The organism is Actinacidiphila sp. bgisy167, assembly GCF_057707665.1.
The window spans coordinates 32,049-47,405 of record NZ_JBYIQP010000006.1 but is presented as its reverse complement, the minus strand read 5'-3'; the positions used below and the strand labels follow the sequence as shown (position 1 = coordinate 47,405).

17 protein-coding genes are annotated in these 15,357 nt (G+C 72.3%); 5 read left to right on the top strand and 12 right to left on the bottom strand.

The genetic code is table 11. The features are described from left to right. Positions 1–33 precede the first annotated feature (33 nt). Entirely contained in the window at positions 34–753 is a 720-nt protein-coding gene (locus AC3ET4_RS03820) for a methionine ABC transporter permease (RefSeq protein WP_431945834.1), read from the bottom strand. Then, positions 750–1,787, bottom strand: coding sequence for a methionine ABC transporter ATP-binding protein (locus AC3ET4_RS03815; RefSeq protein WP_431945832.1), 1,038 nt, complete (start codon positions 1,785–1,787; stop codon positions 750–752). Before AC3ET4_RS03815 ends, AC3ET4_RS03820 begins: the two co-directional genes overlap by 4 nt. 453 nt (positions 1,788–2,240) lie before the next feature. On the opposite strand from AC3ET4_RS03815, the gene AC3ET4_RS03810 reads away from it, so the two are divergent. Beyond that, positions 2,241–2,609 carry a hypothetical protein gene (locus AC3ET4_RS03810; protein WP_431945830.1) on the top strand — a complete coding sequence of 123 codons (369 nt, stop codon included), beginning with the start codon at positions 2,241–2,243 and terminating at the stop codon, positions 2,607–2,609. Continuing rightward, entirely contained in the window at positions 2,602–3,078 is a 477-nt protein-coding gene (locus AC3ET4_RS03805) for a hypothetical protein (protein ID WP_431945828.1), read from the top strand. Before AC3ET4_RS03810 ends, AC3ET4_RS03805 begins: the two co-directional genes overlap by 8 nt. A gap of 7 nt (positions 3,079–3,085) precedes the next feature. Here AC3ET4_RS03805 and AC3ET4_RS03800 read toward each other — a convergent pair whose 3' ends face one another. The 3 genes from AC3ET4_RS03800 to AC3ET4_RS03790 form a co-directional block, all read right to left on the bottom strand. Then, positions 3,086–3,595 carry a GNAT family N-acetyltransferase gene (locus AC3ET4_RS03800; RefSeq protein ID WP_431945826.1) on the bottom strand — a complete coding sequence of 170 codons (510 nt, stop codon included), beginning with the start codon at positions 3,593–3,595 and terminating at the stop codon, positions 3,086–3,088. A gap of 124 nt (positions 3,596–3,719) precedes the next feature. After that, the gene (locus tag AC3ET4_RS03795) at positions 3,720–4,259 is read right to left on the bottom strand and encodes a sigma-70 RNA polymerase sigma factor region 4 domain-containing protein (protein WP_431945824.1); all 540 of its coding nucleotides are present in this window, start codon (positions 4,257–4,259) and stop codon (positions 3,720–3,722) included. 133 nt (positions 4,260–4,392) lie between these two features. Next, positions 4,393–5,574, bottom strand: coding sequence for a glycerophosphodiester phosphodiesterase (locus tag AC3ET4_RS03790; RefSeq protein WP_431945822.1), 1,182 nt, complete (start codon positions 5,572–5,574; stop codon positions 4,393–4,395). A gap of 301 nt (positions 5,575–5,875) precedes the next feature. Between AC3ET4_RS03790 and AC3ET4_RS03785 the strand changes: the two genes are divergently transcribed. Continuing rightward, complete coding sequence (locus tag AC3ET4_RS03785) at positions 5,876–6,532, top strand: lysophospholipid acyltransferase family protein (protein ID WP_431946034.1); 657 nt, start codon at positions 5,876–5,878, stop codon at positions 6,530–6,532. A 57-nt stretch (positions 6,533–6,589) separates the two neighbouring features. Here the strand turns inward: AC3ET4_RS03785 and AC3ET4_RS03780 are convergent, their stop codons facing one another. Next, positions 6,590–7,240, bottom strand: coding sequence for a hypothetical protein (locus tag AC3ET4_RS03780; protein ID WP_431945820.1), 651 nt, complete (start codon positions 7,238–7,240; stop codon positions 6,590–6,592). A gap of 189 nt (positions 7,241–7,429) precedes the next feature. Between AC3ET4_RS03780 and AC3ET4_RS03775 the strand changes: the two genes are divergently transcribed. Further along, positions 7,430–8,149, top strand: coding sequence for a hypothetical protein (locus tag AC3ET4_RS03775; RefSeq protein ID WP_431945818.1), 720 nt, complete (start codon positions 7,430–7,432; stop codon positions 8,147–8,149). A 65-nt stretch (positions 8,150–8,214) separates the two neighbouring features. Here the strand turns inward: AC3ET4_RS03775 and AC3ET4_RS03770 are convergent, their stop codons facing one another. From AC3ET4_RS03770 to AC3ET4_RS03750, 5 genes are all read right to left on the bottom strand, one after another. After that, positions 8,215–9,663, bottom strand: coding sequence for an MFS transporter (locus tag AC3ET4_RS03770; RefSeq protein WP_431945816.1), 1,449 nt, complete (start codon positions 9,661–9,663; stop codon positions 8,215–8,217). After that, complete coding sequence (locus AC3ET4_RS03765; protein ID WP_431945814.1) at positions 9,660–10,217, bottom strand: TetR/AcrR family transcriptional regulator; 558 nt, start codon at positions 10,215–10,217, stop codon at positions 9,660–9,662. The genes AC3ET4_RS03770 and AC3ET4_RS03765 overlap by 4 nt, the downstream gene beginning before the upstream one ends. 130 nt (positions 10,218–10,347) lie before the next feature. Further along, entirely contained in the window at positions 10,348–11,775 is a 1,428-nt protein-coding gene (gene argH, locus AC3ET4_RS03760) for an argininosuccinate lyase (RefSeq protein ID WP_431945812.1), read from the bottom strand. An 87-nt stretch (positions 11,776–11,862) separates the two neighbouring features. Next, positions 11,863–13,056 carry an argininosuccinate synthase gene (locus AC3ET4_RS03755; RefSeq protein ID WP_431945810.1) on the bottom strand — a complete coding sequence of 398 codons (1,194 nt, stop codon included), beginning with the start codon at positions 13,054–13,056 and terminating at the stop codon, positions 11,863–11,865. Positions 13,057–13,289: 233 nt separating this feature from the next. Further along, positions 13,290–13,733 (bottom strand): hypothetical protein, encoded by a 444-nt coding sequence (locus tag AC3ET4_RS03750; protein WP_431945808.1) that lies wholly within the window; start codon positions 13,731–13,733, stop codon positions 13,290–13,292. A gap of 136 nt (positions 13,734–13,869) precedes the next feature. Between AC3ET4_RS03750 and AC3ET4_RS03745 the strand changes: the two genes are divergently transcribed. Continuing rightward, positions 13,870–14,649: an SDR family oxidoreductase gene (locus AC3ET4_RS03745; RefSeq protein ID WP_431945806.1), complete on the top strand. Its 780-nt coding sequence runs from the start codon at positions 13,870–13,872 to the stop codon at positions 14,647–14,649. Between the two features lie 166 nt (positions 14,650–14,815). Here the strand turns inward: AC3ET4_RS03745 and AC3ET4_RS03740 are convergent, their stop codons facing one another. After that, the gene (locus AC3ET4_RS03740) at positions 14,816–15,352 is read right to left on the bottom strand and encodes an arginine repressor (protein ID WP_431945804.1); all 537 of its coding nucleotides are present in this window, start codon (positions 15,350–15,352) and stop codon (positions 14,816–14,818) included. Between the last annotated feature and the right edge of the window lie 5 nt (positions 15,353–15,357).

The following is a 15,357-nucleotide window of genomic DNA, read 5'->3' as shown; positions in this document are numbered from 1 at the left end:
AAGTGCCTTTCTTCAGGGGTGTTGCTTGCGGTGTCAGGAGGCTTCGGGGGTCGCGGCCGGGCGCAGCAGGCGCATCCGGGGCGCGGTGGAGGTGCGGCCACGGTGCGAGGCGGCGCGGGCGGCGAGGTCGCCGGTGAGCTGGACGAGCGTCACGATGACGACCAGCACGCCGATCGTGACGAGCATCAGCGAGGTCTCGAACCGCTGGTAGCCGTAGCGGATGGCGAGGTCACCGAGGCCGCCGCCGCCGATGGTGCCGGCCATGGCGGAGTAGCCGATGAGCGCGATCACGGTGGTGGTGAGGCCGGCGATCAGGGAGGGCAGCGCCTCGGGCAGCAGGGCCTTGCGGACGACGGTCCAGGTGCTGCCGCCCATGGCCTGGACGGCCTCCACGAGTCCGCCGTCCACCTCACGGACGGCAGTCTCCGCCAGGCGCGCGAGGAACGGGATGGCGCCCATGGAGAGCGGGACGACCATGGCCTCGGCGCCGATGGTGGTGCCGATCACCCAGCGGGTGAAGGGCAGCACGGAGATCATCAGGATGAGGAAGGGCAGCGAGCGGCCGAGGTTCACGACCACCCCGACGGCTTTGTTGACCGCGGCGTTGCGCAGCAGTCCGCCGCGGTCGGTCAGCACGAGCAGGACGCCGAGCGGCAGTCCCCCGGCCACCGCGATCAGGGTGGACCAGCCGACCATGATCAGGGTCTCCCCACACGCCTGCGACAGCAGCGGCTGCATCTGCGACCAGCTCACTTCGCGCCCTCCTTCACCAGCGCGTCACCGGCGACCGGGGCGATGTCGACCTGCAGGCCCTTCTCGCGGAGGAAGCCGATCGGCACGACGTTGTCCTCGAAGGCGCCGGGCAGCTCGATCCGCATCCGGCCGACCTGGCGGCCGGCGACGGTCTCCAGGGCGGCGCCGAGCACGGAGATGTCGATGTTGTAGGTGCGGGAGAGCTGGGAGATGACGGGCTCGGTGGCGGCCTCGCCGTGGAAGGTGAGGTCGACCACGGTGCGGCCCTCGCCGGACGGTTCCCCGCCGACCGGGAAGAGTTCGTGGGCCAGTTCGGAGCCGGGTGTGGCGAGCAGATCGGTGACCTTGCCAGATTCCACGATGCGGCCTGCCTTCATCAGCGCGGCGGAGTCGCAGATGGCCTTGACCACGTCCATCTCGTGCGTGATGAGCAGGATGGTCAGGCCGAGCTGCCGGTTGAGGTCGCGCAGCAGCTGCAGGATCGAGCGGGTGGTCTCGGGGTCGAGCGCCGAGGTGGCCTCGTCGGAGAGCAGCACCTTGGGGTCGCCGGCCAGGGCGCGGGCGATGCCCACGCGCTGCTTCTGGCCGCCGGACAGCTGCGCCGGGTAGGCGCGGGCCTTGTCGGCCAGGCCCACCAGGTCGAGCAGTTCGAGGGCCTTGTGGCGGCGCTCCCGGCCGGAGACCCCGAGGATCTCCAGGGGCAGTTCGACGTTGTCCCGGACGGTGCGCGAGGACAGCAGGTTGAAGTGCTGGAAGACCATGCCGATGCCGGTGCGGGCGGTCCGCAGGGCGGACCCCGCACGGTCGGAGCGGCCGGCGAGCGCGGTCAGGTCGCGACCGCCCACCTCGACGGTGCCCGAGGTGGGTCGTTCCAGCAGGTTGACGCAGCGGATGAGCGTGCTCTTGCCCGCGCCGCTGCGCCCGACGACGCCGTACACCTCGCCCTCGCGGACGTGCAGGTCGACGCCGTCGAGGGCCACCGTCTCCCGGTCACGGGAACGGTAGACCTTGGTCAGGCCCGTTGTGGTGATCACTGGTTTTCCGTCACTGTCGAGTGCGCGGCGGACAAAGGCCGCACACGGGGTGTATGGACCGCGACATGGCATGGCTGCGCCCCGCGTGGGCGTGGAGGGGGTTCAGCAGGGGGTGCCGGGCCGCCGGGCGCGGTGCGCCGGAAGGCAGGGGCGGAGAGTCTGCTGGGGTTCCCTGTGCGGGGGAGGTGTGCGGTCCGTGTCGCAGGAGGGGCGGGTCTCGCTTCGGGGCGCGAGACTCAGATGGCGTGGGCCCTCAGCGTGCACACATTCGACACATGCGACGAACACCGGGCGTCATAGCCTCGGTCGCGCGGCAGCGGCGGTTCGTCGTGGTCATGGGCACCAGTAAAGCAGACGCCCCTGAGGCGTACCAAAATCCGGACTACTTGTCCGCTATATGGACAGCCCAGGGGGCGGGAACCGGGCCGTTCCCGGCCGTAATAGAGTCGCGCCATGCTCGACGCCCTCACGATCGCGGTCTCGGCCACGGCGCTGCTCCTGGCCGCCTGGTGCGGCCTGGCGGCCTTCCGCGACCAGCCGACCAAGGACTGGCACTTCATCGGCATGGCTCTGGTGGCGGTGCTGGCGCTGGTCCAGCTGGTGATCGGTGTGGTCAAGCTCGCAGGCGGCGAGAAGCCGCTGGACGGCACGACGATCTTTGTGGCGTATCTGCTCGGCGCGGCCTGCACCGTCCCCGCGGCGGGCTTCATGTCGTTGACCGAGCGCACCCGCTGGGGCTCGGCGATCGTGGCCGCGGGCGGGGTGGTCCTGGCCGTGCTGGAAGTGCGGCTCTACGACATCTGGGGAGGCGTCAGTGCCTGAGACCACGAAGGACGCCGCCGCGGGTGCCGCGGGCAAGGACTCCGCCGTTCCGGACGCCGCAGGCCGCGGCATCGGCCGTGGACCGGGCCGGCTGCTCCTGTCGCTGTACGGCGTCTTCACCGTCGCCGCGCTCTCCCGCGCGATCGTGCAGATCAGCATGCAGTACCACGAGGCGCCGCTGGCCTATCTGCTCTCCCTGCTCGCGGGCATCGTCTACGCGGTGATCACGGTGGCCCTGTGGCGGGGCGGTGAGGGCGCGCGCAAGGTGGCGCTGGTCAGCTGCACCCTCGAGCTGGTCGGCGTGCTGACGGTGGGCACGCTGACCCTGCTGGACCCGGACGCGTTCCCGGACCAGACCGTGTGGTCGGACTACGGCATGGGCTATCTGTTCCTGCCCGTCGTCGTGCCGGTGACCGGCCTGCTGTGGCTGCGCCGCCAGGCGCGGCCCCAGCAGGACCCGGTCTCCTGACGCTACCTCAGGCGCTCGCGGCGTAGGTCTCGGGCCGGACGGCCGGCTTCTCCATGTGCACCAGGCTCAGCCGGCCGGTGACCGGTTCGACGTTGCCGATCTGCGCGTAGCCGAGTTTGCGGTACAGCCGCAGGTTGAACTCGCTGCGGTGCCCGGTGAAGAGCCGGTACCGCTTGGCCTCGCTCTCCGCTGCCAGCCGCTCCTCGATGGCCCGCAGCAGCCGGCCGCCGAGTCCGTGCCGCTGCATGCGCGGGTGGACGATCAGCTTGGCGATCCGCGCGGTGCCGTCCTCGTCCACGCAGCCGCGGACCGAACCCACCACCTCCTCGCCCAGCCGGGCCACCAGCACGATCCCGCCCTCGAGTTCGGCGCGCAGCGCCTCGAGGGTCTGGGTCAGCGGTTCTATGCCGTAGTCCCCGTACAAAGCGGCTTCGTCCTGGTAGCAGAGGTACTGCAGTTTGAGGATCTTCTCGGCGTCGTCGCCGGTAGCCGCAGAGATGGTCACGCTCATGCCCATGTGCGCTGGCCTCTCCTTCATGTTCGCCCGGGCCGCGGGGGGTGAGGGTGCGGCGCGGAACGTTGCCCTGAATAGTCCCCGGAAGGCGGCGCGGCCGTGCACAAGCGTCCGTACGCCGACTGTTCTACGGTGCATTACCCCGTCGTACGGGCGATGCAACCCCGGTTGCGAGGATCGTACGCAGGCAGCTGAGGCAGCGGGAGCGCATCGGGCCGAGGCTGCCCTGTGAGATTCCCAACTCCCGTGAGATCTCCCGGTAGGTGGGGTCGGACCGGGAGATCAGGGCGGACACCAGTTGCGGGCAGCGCCCGGGCAGCCGGCGCGCTGCCGCCAGCAGGGCGCGCCGCTGCTCGGCGGCGAGCACCTGCGCCTCGGTGCTCGGCACGACCTCGGTGGGAAGGTGGGGGCCGGGACCGTACGGGGTCTCCCGCCGGGCCCGGCGCACAGCGAGGCGCACCTCGGCCCGCACCGCCCGGCGCAGCCAGCGGGCGGGGTCGGCGGGCGGCTCGCCGAGCTCCAGCAGGCGCAGCCACACGGACTGCTCGAGGTCGGCCGCCTCGACGCAGGCGGGGACGGACTCGGCCGCGGCCTCGGCGGCCAGCAGCGGTCGGATCGCGGTAAGTCGCGCGGGCAGGTGTGCGGTCGGTTCCGCGGTCGGTCGCACGGTCGCTTCCGCGGTCGGCTCTTCATGGGGTTCGCACGGGGTCATGCCCGCCGGGACACCCCTGCCGCGCCGGACGGTTGCCCTCTGGCGGGGGAACCACCCGTGCGCGGGAGGGATCACCTGGCGTTGACGATCACTTCCGGCCGAGGAACTCCGCGCGGGCCAGCAGCGCGGTGTCGCAGTTGTCCGAGAAGATGCCGTCGACGCCCTGCTCGAAGTAGACCCTGAAGGCGCCGAAGGCGTCGCCGTAGGCGTTGGGGTCCGTGCCGACCCGGAAGTCGGCGGGCAGGAAGCTGTTCTCGTTGCGCATCGTGAAGGGGTGCAGTATCAGCCCGGCCTTGTGGGCGTCGCGCACGAGGCTGGTGGGCTCGCCGAGCCTGCCGTCCGCGTCACGCGGAATGATCAGGTTCAGGGTGGGGCCGATGCCCTGCGCGAAACCGGCGATCCACCTCAGGCCGGCCGGGGTGACCAGGTCGGCGACGGTGCGCGGGTCCCCGGCGACGGCGAGGTCGTACGGGCGGGTTCCGGCCGCGTCCAGCAGGAAGACCTTGGGGTTGCGAAGGCCGAGCGCGCCGAGCCGCTGGAGGCTGCCGGGCTCGAAGGACTGGAGGAACAGCGGGGAGTCGCGCTTGTCGCGACCGAAACGGCGCAGCAGTACGGCAAGCCGCTCCTCCAGGCCGAGGCCGATGCCGCGGAAGTAGGTGGGGTGCTTGGTCTCGACGTGCAGCCACACCGCCTTGCCACGCCGGCGGCCCTGCTCGTCCGCCCAGCGCAGCACCTCCTCGAAGGTGGGCACCTCCCAGTGGCCGTTGTAGACGGTGTTGTGCTGGCGTTGTGCTGGCAGGCGCTCCACCGCGCGCAGGGTCTTGAGCTCGGCGAGGGTGAAGTCCTCGGTGAACCAGCCGGTGGTGGCGACCCCGTCGATGGTCTTGGTAGTCCTGCGGGAGGCGAACTCGGGGTGGTCGGCGACGTCCGTGGTACCGCCGATCTCCGGCTCGTGCCGGCAGACGAGGTGCCCGTCCCTGGTGGGGACGACGTCCTGCTCGATGACGTCGGCGCCCAGGTCCAGGGCGAGCTGGTAGGAGCCCAGGGTGTGCTCGGGGCGGTAGCCGCTCGCGCCGCGGTGGCCGACGACGGTCGGGACGGGCAGGGGGTGGACGGGGACGTGTCCGGAGCCGGGGCCGTGCTCGCCGGCCGCGGCGGGGCCCGCGCCGCCGAGCACGGTGACGCCCGCCCCGAGCGCCGCCGCTCCGATCAGTGCCCGGCGCCCGGGTCCCCTGCCCCGCTCGTGGTCGCTGTGCTGCTCGTGCGTCATGCGCGCTCCCTCACGTCGGCCGAACATTCGTCCGGTACCTGTCAAGCGACGGGCGCATCGTAGGCGCGCCCGCGCCACCGTGGGGCGGCGAACGGCGGAACACGACGGAAACGCACGTCAACAATGCGTTCCGGTCGTGTGAACCCGGTGTGCGTGTCGCGACGTGGCGGAAGTATCGTCGTCACCGGGAAGGCGCACACTGGTGGAGCCACCTTCCGCGGGAGTCCGGCCGGACTCCCGCCGACCGCGACCGGAGGACCCGTTGTTCCGCATCATCCTCAAGGCACTGCTCGGAGTACTGATGCGCGTACTGTTCCGCCCCCGGGTCGAGGGCGCGGAGCACATCCCGGGCGACGGCCCCGTGATCCTCGCCGGCAACCACGTCACCTTCATCGACTCGATGTTCCTGTCGCTGGTCGTGAAGCGTCAGGTCTTCTTCATCGGCAAGGACGAGTACGTCACCACCCCCGGGATCAAGGGCCGGCTGATGGCGGCCTTCTTCACCTCCGTCGGCATGATCCCCGTGGACCGCGACGGGGGCCACGGCGGCGTGGCGGCGCTCATGACGGGCCGTCGTGTCCTGGACGAAGGCCAGGTCTTCGGCATCTACCCCGAGGGGACCCGCTCCCCCGACGGCCGCCTCTACCGCGGCCGCACAGGCGTGTCACGGCTGGCCCTGATGACCGGTGCCCCGGTCGTCCCGTTCGCGATGGTCGGCACCGACCGCATCCAGCCCGGCGGCGCCGGAGTCCCCCGGGTGCACCGCTTCACCGTCCGCTTCGGCAAGCCGCTGGAGTTCTCCCGCTACGAGGGGATGGACCGCGACCGCTACGTGCTGCGCGCCGTCACCGACGAGGTGATGAGCCATGTGATGCGGCTGTCCGGCCAGGAGTACGTGGACATCTACGCCACCAAGGCGAAGGCGTCCAAGTCCGCGGAGCACGCGACGGCGGCCTGAGGCGCCGCCCGTTACGCACCCCGCCCCGCCCGCACCCCGCCCGCGCCGCGCACGCCTTCACCGCCTCGGCGTCCGGCCCACCGGTCCGTTCCCCGCGGGTGTCCGCGCCGCGGCCGGCACGACCTCGCCGCGTGGGCCGCGGGAGATCTGGCCGATGCTCGCGGTCAGGTCGGCCTCCATCCCGCCGGGCAGCTTGAGCCGGGTCAGCACCGGCAGCAGGAACCCGACGGCGACGAGCCCGGCCAGTACCGGCGTCAACGTCGTGAGCATCACTGCGGTGACATGGTGCTTCCACAGGAAGTCCACCCACGCCGCGGCGAGGACGGCGGTCGCCACCAGCACCAGGACCGCACTGCTCAGCCGGCTCCCCCGGGCGGCCCGGACGTCCTCCTCCAGCAGCCGCAGCGCCCGCTCCGCCTCCTGGTGCGCCGGGTCGAGGCGGCGGCACCGGGTCAGGAAGCCGCGGGCCCGGCGCCGATGGAGCAGCTTCAGCCGGACGTCGACGGTCTGCGTGCCCAGACGCTGCTCCACGACACCGGCCACGAAGTGCGGTTCCGGCTCCCGCTCGGCCAGCCGGATCGCGGTCCGGGAGGTGTCGCAGGGGTCGAGCTCCCCGGCACGTGTCACGGCGGCGAGCGCCTCGTCGTACCGGCCACCCACGTCGGTGTCGGTGTCGGTGTCCTGACCGTACTGCGCGTCCGTGCTCATCGGCGCTCCTTCCCCCATGGCCGGTGACGGCAGCATACGGACCGCACAGCCCGGCAGTGCGGCCGCAGTTGGCGCCGGGGGCCGCCCCGCGCGAACGCGCCTGCGCCCCGGGCGGCGTTCGGCGTGCAACCCCTCGGCCCCCGTGCAGCGTCTTCACCGTCGACGGATCCGCCGGGGGCGGGGGGACGCGTGCAGTACATAGAGGTCACGGAGCTGGCGGGAGTACGGTCGGCGCTCCTACGCTTCCGCTGCCGCGGGACGGCGCTCACCTTCGAGCTGTACCCGATGATCCATCTGGCGGAACCGTCGTTCTACGCGGAGGTGACGGCCCGTCTGCGGGCCTCGTGCGACCTGGTGATAGTTGAGGGCGTCGAGGGCAGTACGGCGGCTCGCGCCCTCACCCGCTCGTACCACAGCCTCGCCGGCCACGAGCGCCTCGGACTGGTCGTCCAGGACATCGACTTCGCCACGCTGGGCGTACCGGTGGTGTGCCCGGACATGACCGGGGCGGAGTTCGACGAGCGGTGGCGGCGCGTGCCGCTCAGGGAACGGGCGACGCTGGCCGTGCTGGTCCCCGCCTACGTCGCGGGCATGCGGCTGCTCGGCACGCGGCGCTTCCTCGCCCGGCACCTGCAGTTGGAGGATCTGCCTGGTGACGACGAGGAGGACGCGGAGTTCTGGGCGGGCACCGACGACCTCGTGCTGCACCGACGCGACCGGCTGCTGATCGATGCCGTGACCCGTCTGCATCACGCCCGCGCCGGCCGTCACGAGCCGTTCACGGCCGGGGTCCTCTACGGCGCCGCGCACATGCGGGCGGTGACCACGGCGCTGATGGACCTGGGCTACCGGCCGGCCGGCGCGCAGTGGCTGACGGTCTTCACCCTCGACGAGCCCGGCGCCGCATGAGACGCCGGGAACCGGGACGCCGCACGCCGGGACACCGCGAACCCCCGGCGCGATCCGACGGCCCGTCAGCGAGCCGCCGACGAGACCCCGTTCCCGGCGAGCCGCTGGTCGCGCAGCAGATGCCAGGCGGCGGTGGCGGCCAGCAGGAGGACGGCGCCCCCGGCCCCGGACGCGGCGCGCAGACCGTCGGTGAAGGCGGCGGGGGCGGCTGAGGCGGGCCCGCCGGCGATGCCGGTGACGACGGAGCCGAGGAGTGCGATGCCGAGGGCGGCGCCGAGTTCGTACGCGGTCTCCGAGACGCCGGAGGCGGCACCGGCCTGCTGCGGCGGGACGCTGGAGAGGATGACGTCGGCCGTGACGGTGAACGACAGCCCGACCCCGGCGCCGACGACCAGCAGGGCGGCGCCGAGGAAGAGGTATCCCGTGCCGGGGCTCAGGGCCAGCAGCGCGAGCAGGGCGATTCCGGTGGCGCCGAGGCCGCCCGCGACGGCTGCTCGGACCGACCAGCGGCGCGCGGCGGCGCCCGCGGCGAGGCCGGTGGCGGCGCCGCCGAAGGTCGCAGGGAGTTCGCACAGGCCCGCCTGGAGCGGGGAGCGGCCCTGGACGAGCTGGAGGAACTGGGAGAGGAAGAAGACGCTTCCGGCGAGCCCGAGCACGGTGAGCAGGTCCGCCAGCACCGCGCCGGAGAAGCCCCTGTGCCGGAAGAGCCGCAGGTCCAGCAGCGGTTTGGGCAGCACGAGCTGCCTGCGGACGAAGGCGTACAGGCAGGCGGCGCCGAGCAGGCCGACGGCCGCGGCGCCGGGGCCGGGACCGTGGACGGCGAGCTGCTTGACGGCGTAGACGACGCCGATCATTCCGATCAGCGAGAGCAGCACGCTGGGCGGGTCCCACGGACCGGGCGCAGGGTCGCGGGACTCGGGCAGCAGCCGGGCGCCGACGGCGAGCAGCGCGGCCATCACGGGCACGTTGACGAGGAAGACGGAGCCCCACCAGAAGTGCTCGAGGAGGATGCCGCCGGCGATCGGGCCGAGGGCCGCGCCCGCCGTCGAGACGGCGCCCCAGACGCCGATGGCGAAGCTCCGTTCGCGCGGGTCGGGGAAGAGGGTGCGGATGAGGGCGAGCGTGGACGGCATGAGGGTGGCGCCCGCTACGCCCATGAGGGCGCGCGCGGTGATGAGCATGCCCGGGCTCGTGGCATACGCGGCGAGCACGGAGAGCGCGCCGAAGGCGGCGGTGCCCGTCAGCAGCAGCCGCTTGCGGCCGACGCGGTCGCCGAGGCCGCCCATCGAGACGAGCAGTCCGGCGATGACGAAGGAGTAGACGTCGCCGATCCACAGCAGCTGGGTGGAGGTGGGCCGCAGGTCGGCGCTGAGGAAGGGCACGGCGAGCCCGAGCACGGTGGCGTCGACGGCGATGAGCAGCAGGGCGAGCGTGAGGATGCCCAGGGCCGGCCAGCGGGCGGGGTGACCGCGGTCGGCGTGCGGCCGGGCGGCCACGGGCGCGGCGGTGCTCATGCGGCGCTCCGAGGTTCGCGCAGCATGCCGCCGAGCAGCAGCTCGGTGACCATGCGGGCGGGGTCGAGGCGGGCCATGCGACCGTCCTGGACGGACCAGGCGGAGGCGGCGATGAGCGCGTAGAGCGCCTCGACGAGCCAGGCGGGCGTCAGGTCGTAGCGGAAGGCGCCGGCTTCCTGGCCGCGCCGGAAGAGGGCGGCGACCCGGGCGTCGACGCGCGCCCAGCCGTCGTTGATCTCGGCGATGTCGTAGAGCTGGTTCTCGCCGTAGAGGAAGGCGAGGAAGCCGGAGACCGGAACCGCCTCGGCGATGAGCCGGCGGACGGCCTCGACGGGGTCGCCCTCCTCGATGCGCGCGGCGTCCAGGCACTGCTCGGTCTGCTCGATGCCGAGCAGACCGAGGGCCCGGACGAGGGTGTCCCGGCCGGGGTAGTACCGGTGGAGGGTGGCCCGGCTGACGCCGGCGGCCTTGGCGATCTCGTCCATGGAGGCGGTGGCGCGCCGCGACAGCAGGTCGGCGGCGTCCCGCAGGATCTGCTCACGATCGAACCTCATGAGACAACGGTATATCGAATGAGACGCCGACGTCTCAGACGAGACCAGATGACACCCGGTCGAGTGAACGAGCCCGGTCGGGTGAACAGACCCGGCCGGGCCTTGTGCGGGCGCGACAGCCTTGTGCGGATCAGCCCTTGGCCTGGGCCCACGCCAGCTGCACGGCGAGGTCCCGCTTCACCTCGGCCAGCTGGACGATTACCGCAGACGGCGCGGTGCCGCCGCGGCCGTCGCGAGAGGCGAGCGCGCCCGGGACGTCCAGCACCGCGCGCACCTCGGGGGTGAGGTGGGGGGAGATCTTCGCGAACTGCTCGTCGGTGAGCTGGTCCAGTTCGATCCCCTCGGCCTCGCAGACCTTGACGCACTCCCCCGCGACCTCGTGGGCCACGCGGAAGGGCACTCCCTGCTTCACCAGCCACTCGGCGATGTCGGTGGCGAGCGAGAAGCCGGCCGGGGCGAGCTCCTGCATACGCTCCCGGTTCACGGTGAGCGTGGCCATCATGCCCGTGAAGGCGGGCAGGAGGACCTCGAGGGTGTCGCAGGAGTCGAAGACCGGCTCCTTGTCCTCCTGCAGGTCGCGGTTGTACGCCAGCGGCAGCGCCTTCAGCGTGGCGAGCAGCCCCGTCAGGTTGCCGATGAGCCGTCCGGACTTGCCCCGGGCGAGTTCGGCGATGTCCGGGTTCTTCTTCTGCGGCATGATCGACGATCCGGTGGAGAAGGCGTCGTGGAGGGTGACGAAGGAGAACTCCTTCGTGGCCCAGATGATGACCTCCTCCGCGATCCGCGAGAGGTCGATGCCGATCATGGCGGTGATGAAGGCGAACTCGGCGACGAAGTCGCGCGAGGCGGTGCCGTCGATGGAGTTGGCCACCGAGCCGTGCTCAAAACCGAGGTCCTTGGCGACGGCCTCCGGGTCGAGCCCGAGCGAGGACCCGGCCAGCGCGCCGGAGCCGTACGGCGAGACGGCGGTGCGCGCGTCCCACTGCCGCAGCCGCTCGGCGTCCCGCGACAACGCCTGGACGTGGGCGAGTACATGGTGGGCGAAGAGCACCGGCTGGGCGTGCTGCAGGTGGGTGCGGCCCGGCATGGCGACGTCGATGTGCGTCTCGGCGAGCCGGACCAGGGCGTGCTGCAGCTCGGCGATCAGGCCGCCGATGGTCCGGGCGTGGTCGCGCAGGTACATCCGGAAGAGCGTGGCGACCTGGTCGTTGCGCGACCGCCCGGCGCGCAGCTTGCCGCCGAGATCGGGGCCGAGCCGCTCCAGGAGGCCGCGCTCCAGGGCGGTGTGGACGTCCTCGTCGGCGATGGTGCCGGTGAAGGAGCCGTCGGCGACGTCGGACTCCAGCTGGTCGAGGCCCGCGAGCATACGGGTCAGCTCGACGTCGCTCAGCAGGCCCGCCTTGTGCAGCACCCGCGCGTGGGCGCGGGAGCCCGCGATGTCGTACGGCGCGAGCCGCCAGTCGAAGTGGACGGACGCGGAGAGTTTGGCCAGCGCCTCCGCGGGACCGTCGGCAAAACGGCCGCCCCAGAGCCGGACGTCGCCGCTGTTGGTGCTCACTGCTCTGCTCGCTTCCCTCGGGGGTGGATGTGCGGCCGCCTCCCCGCCGGCGGCGGGGAGGCGGGCTGCCGTGGTCGAGGCTACTGACTAGGCCAGGTCGCGCTTGGCCGCGATCTTCGACGACATGCCGAAGATCTCGATGAATCCCTTCGAGAGGGACTGGTCGAACGTGTCGCCGGTGTCGTAGGTCGCCAGGTTGAAGTCGTACAGCGACTCGCTGGACTTGCGGCCGGTGACGACGGCACGGCCGCCGTGCAGGGTCATCCGGATGTCGCCGGTGACGTGCTGGTTGGCCTCCTCGATGAAGCCGTCCAGGGCCCGCTTGAGCGGGGAGAACCACAGGCCGTCGTAGACCAGCTCGCCCCAGCGCTGCTCGACCTGCCGCTTGTAGCGGGCGAGTTCGCGCTCGACGGTGACGTTCTCCAGCTCCTGGTGGGCAGTGATCAGGGCGATCGCGCCCGGGGCCTCGTACACCTCGCGGGACTTGATGCCGACCAGGCGGTCCTCGACCATGTCGATCCGGCCGACGCCCTGGGCGCCGGCGCGCTCGTTGAGCTGCTGGATGGCCTGCAGCACGGTGACCGGCTTGCCGTCGAGGGCGACGGGGACGCCCTGCTTGAAGGTGATGACCACCTCGTCGGCCTCGCGGGGCGCGGCCGGGTTCTGGGTGTACTCGTAGACGTCCTCGATCGGGGCGTTCCAGATGTCCTCGAGGAAGCCGGTCTCGACGGCGCGGCCGAAGACGTTCTGGTCGATCGAGTAGGGGGACTTCTTGGTGGTGGCGATGGGGAGGTTCTTCTCCTCGCAGAACGCGATCGCCTTGTCCCGGGTCATCGCGTAGTCGCGGACCGGCGCGATGCAGGTCAGCTCGGGGGCGAGGGAGGAGATGCCGGCCTCGAAGCGGACCTGGTCGTTGCCCTTGCCGGTGCAGCCGTGGGCGACGGTCGAGGCGCCGTGCTTCTTGGCGGCGGCCACCAGGTGCTTGACGATGGTCGGCCGGGAGAGCGCGGAGACCAGCGGGTAGCGGTCCATGTAGAGGGCGTTGGCCTTGATCGCCGGCAGGCAGTACTCGTCGGCGAACTCCTCCTTGGCGTCGGCGACCTCGGCCTCCACCGCGCCGCAGGCGAGCGCCCGCTTGCGGATGACGTCCAGGTCCTCGCCGCCCTGGCCGACGTCCACGGCCACCGCGATGACCTCGGCGCCGGTCTCCTCGGCGATCCAGCCGATGGCGACGGAGGTGTCCAGTCCGCCCGAGTAGGCGAGTACGACGCGCTCGGTCACGGGTCTCTCCTTTGGTGCGCGAGGTCGGATGCGTATGGCGGCGGTGAGGATGCATACGCTGATGGGTATAAGTATGCACTCCACTGCATGCTTCGTCAATCCAAGCCCGTCATCGCAGGTCAGCGACAAGTCGACGGATTCTCGCGGTGCCGCGTGAGGGCCGCGGCATCCGATCCGGCCGCCCGCGGCAGGGCCGCAGGGCCGTTCTCCGGGCCCCGACGCCGCCCGTGGTGTCAGTCCCCCGCTCCCCCGGGGCGCAGGGCCGCGCGCAGCACCGCGGTGACGTCGATGCCGGGGTCGGCTGCGCGCAGGATCCGGGCGGCCTGGCCGATCACCTCGTCGCAGGCCTCCGGGGGCGCGGCCTCGAGCACGGCGCGCACCCAGGCGGGGACTCTGTCGGCGCCCACGGGCGGCGGGGTCTCCCACGGCAGCGGCTGCCCGCCGCTGGCGTACGGGGCGACGGGGAGCCCGACCCGCTCGGGATGGACGCACACCGGCACACCGACCGCGGTGAACCGGTGGCCGGTGACCGGATCGAAGGGGCAGTCCCTCGAGGGGCGCGCGACGACGTCGAACCCGCCGCCGGGCAGGCGCAGGGAGGGGCAGACGCCGCACACCGGGCGGCCGTCCCGGGCGAATGCCGCGCCCTGCTCCGCCATGTCGTCGTGCTCCGCCATGTCGTCACCCTGCCTTCCCTGCGGTTGCCCGCACGGTACGCGAGGCGGGCGCGCGTCCGTGGACGCCAGGGCGGGGCGCCTCCCGCGAAGTTGAGCGCTTGACGGTCGGCTGTCCCCACCGGCGAGAATGCGTCGCATGGATCTGCAACTGAACGGCAAGGTCGTGCTGGTCACCGGAGGGTCCGACGGCCTCGGCGCCGCCCTGGTCCGGCGGCTGGCCGCCGAGGGCGCCAGGGTGGCGCTGTGCGGACGGAACCCCGAGCGCATCGAGCACGTGGTGAAGGAGGCCGGAGCCTTTGGCGCCGACGTACTGGGCCTGCCCGCCGACGTGACCCGTCCGGAGGACCTCGAGCGCTTCGTCGCCGCCGCCGACGAGCGATGGGGACGGATCGACGCCGTGGTCAACAACGCGGGCCGCAGTGCGGCCGGGCTCCTCGAGAGCCAGGACGACGCGGTGTGGGAGGAGGACCTGCAGCTGAAACTGCACGCCGCGGTACGGCTGACCCGGCTGGCCCTGCCCCGTCTGCGCGCGGCGGGCGGCGGCGCCGTCGTCAACACCCTGGCGGTGTCGGCCAAGGCCCCCGGCGCGGGGAGCATCCCCACGTCGGTCTCCCGGGCGGCCGGCCTCGCGCTGACCAAGGCGCTGTCCAAGGAGCTCGGGCCCGACAACATCCGGGTCAACGCCGTTCTCGTGGGCCTGGTGGAGAGCGGCCAGTGGGTCCGGCTGGCCGCCGAGCGCGGGATCGCCGTCGAGGAGCTCTACGCCACGATGGGCCGCGACTCGGGCATCCCCCTGGGCCGGGTGGGCCGCGCCGAGGAGTTCGCGGACCTGGTGGCCTTCCTGCTGTCCGACCGGGCCGCCTATGTGACCGGCGCGGGCATCAACCTCGACGGCGGCCTGAGCCCCGTCGTCTGACCGGCCCCGCGGCCGGCCTCGTGGCGTTGCTGTCCCCGGTGAGCGCGCCGATCTCGATCTCGGGGGCGAGGACTGGCTGCACAGTGACGAGGTGATCAGCCGGCTCACCGCGAGCGAGCTGGAGAAGCGGCGGCGCGCTCCCTGCGGCAGCCGGGGGCCGACAGGCCTAACTGCCCGCGGCCAGGCGCAGCAGGTGGTCGGCGACCGCCTGCCCGCCGGCCGGGTCGCGGCTGATCAGCATGACCGTGTCGTCGCCCGCGATCGTGCCGAGGATGTCGTACACCTCGGCCTGGTCGATCGCGGAGGCGAAGAACTGCGCGGCGCCGGGCGGCGTGCGGACGACCACGAGGTTGGCCGAGGCCTCCGCGGAGATCAATAGCTCACCGGCGAGGCGGCGCATCCGCTCCTCCTTCACCGACTCGCCGAGCGGCGCCATGGGGGTGCGGAAACCTCCCTCGCTGGGCACGGCGTAGATGAGCTCGCCGTTGTTGGTGCGGATCTTCACCGCGCCCAGTTCGTCGAGGTCGCGGGAGAGCGTCGCCTGGGTGACGCTCAGCCCGTCGTCGGAGAGCAGCTTGGCGAGCTGGCTCTGGGACCGCACCGGCTGTCGGTTCAGGATGTCCACGATCCGCCGGTGGCGTGCCATCCGGGTCTGCGGTACGGCGGCGGTTCCCCCGCCGGCCTGCTGCTGCGCCTCGCTCATCGCTG

Coding starts and splice junctions, on each gene's coding strand:
- AC3ET4_RS03745 (WP_431945806.1), top strand. CDS start 13,870: ATGGATCTGCAACTGAACGGCAAGGTCGTGCTGGTCACCGGAGGGTCC.
- AC3ET4_RS03740 (WP_431945804.1), bottom strand. CDS start 15,352: ATGAGCGAGGCGCAGCAGCAGGCCGGCGGGGGAACCGCCGCCGTACCG.
- AC3ET4_RS03790 (WP_431945822.1), bottom strand. CDS start 5,574: ATGACGCACGAGCAGCACAGCGACCACGAGCGGGGCAGGGGACCCGGG.
- AC3ET4_RS03780 (WP_431945820.1), bottom strand. CDS start 7,240: ATGAGCACGGACGCGCAGTACGGTCAGGACACCGACACCGACACCGAC.
- AC3ET4_RS03810 (WP_431945830.1), top strand. CDS start 2,241: ATGCTCGACGCCCTCACGATCGCGGTCTCGGCCACGGCGCTGCTCCTG.
- AC3ET4_RS03785 (WP_431946034.1), top strand. CDS start 5,876: ATGCGCGTACTGTTCCGCCCCCGGGTCGAGGGCGCGGAGCACATCCCG.
- AC3ET4_RS03770 (WP_431945816.1), bottom strand. CDS start 9,663: ATGAGCACCGCCGCGCCCGTGGCCGCCCGGCCGCACGCCGACCGCGGT.
- AC3ET4_RS03800 (WP_431945826.1), bottom strand. CDS start 3,595: ATGGGCATGAGCGTGACCATCTCTGCGGCTACCGGCGACGACGCCGAG.
- AC3ET4_RS03750 (WP_431945808.1), bottom strand. CDS start 13,733: ATGGCGGAGCACGACGACATGGCGGAGCAGGGCGCGGCATTCGCCCGG.
- AC3ET4_RS03765 (WP_431945814.1), bottom strand. CDS start 10,217: ATGAGGTTCGATCGTGAGCAGATCCTGCGGGACGCCGCCGACCTGCTG.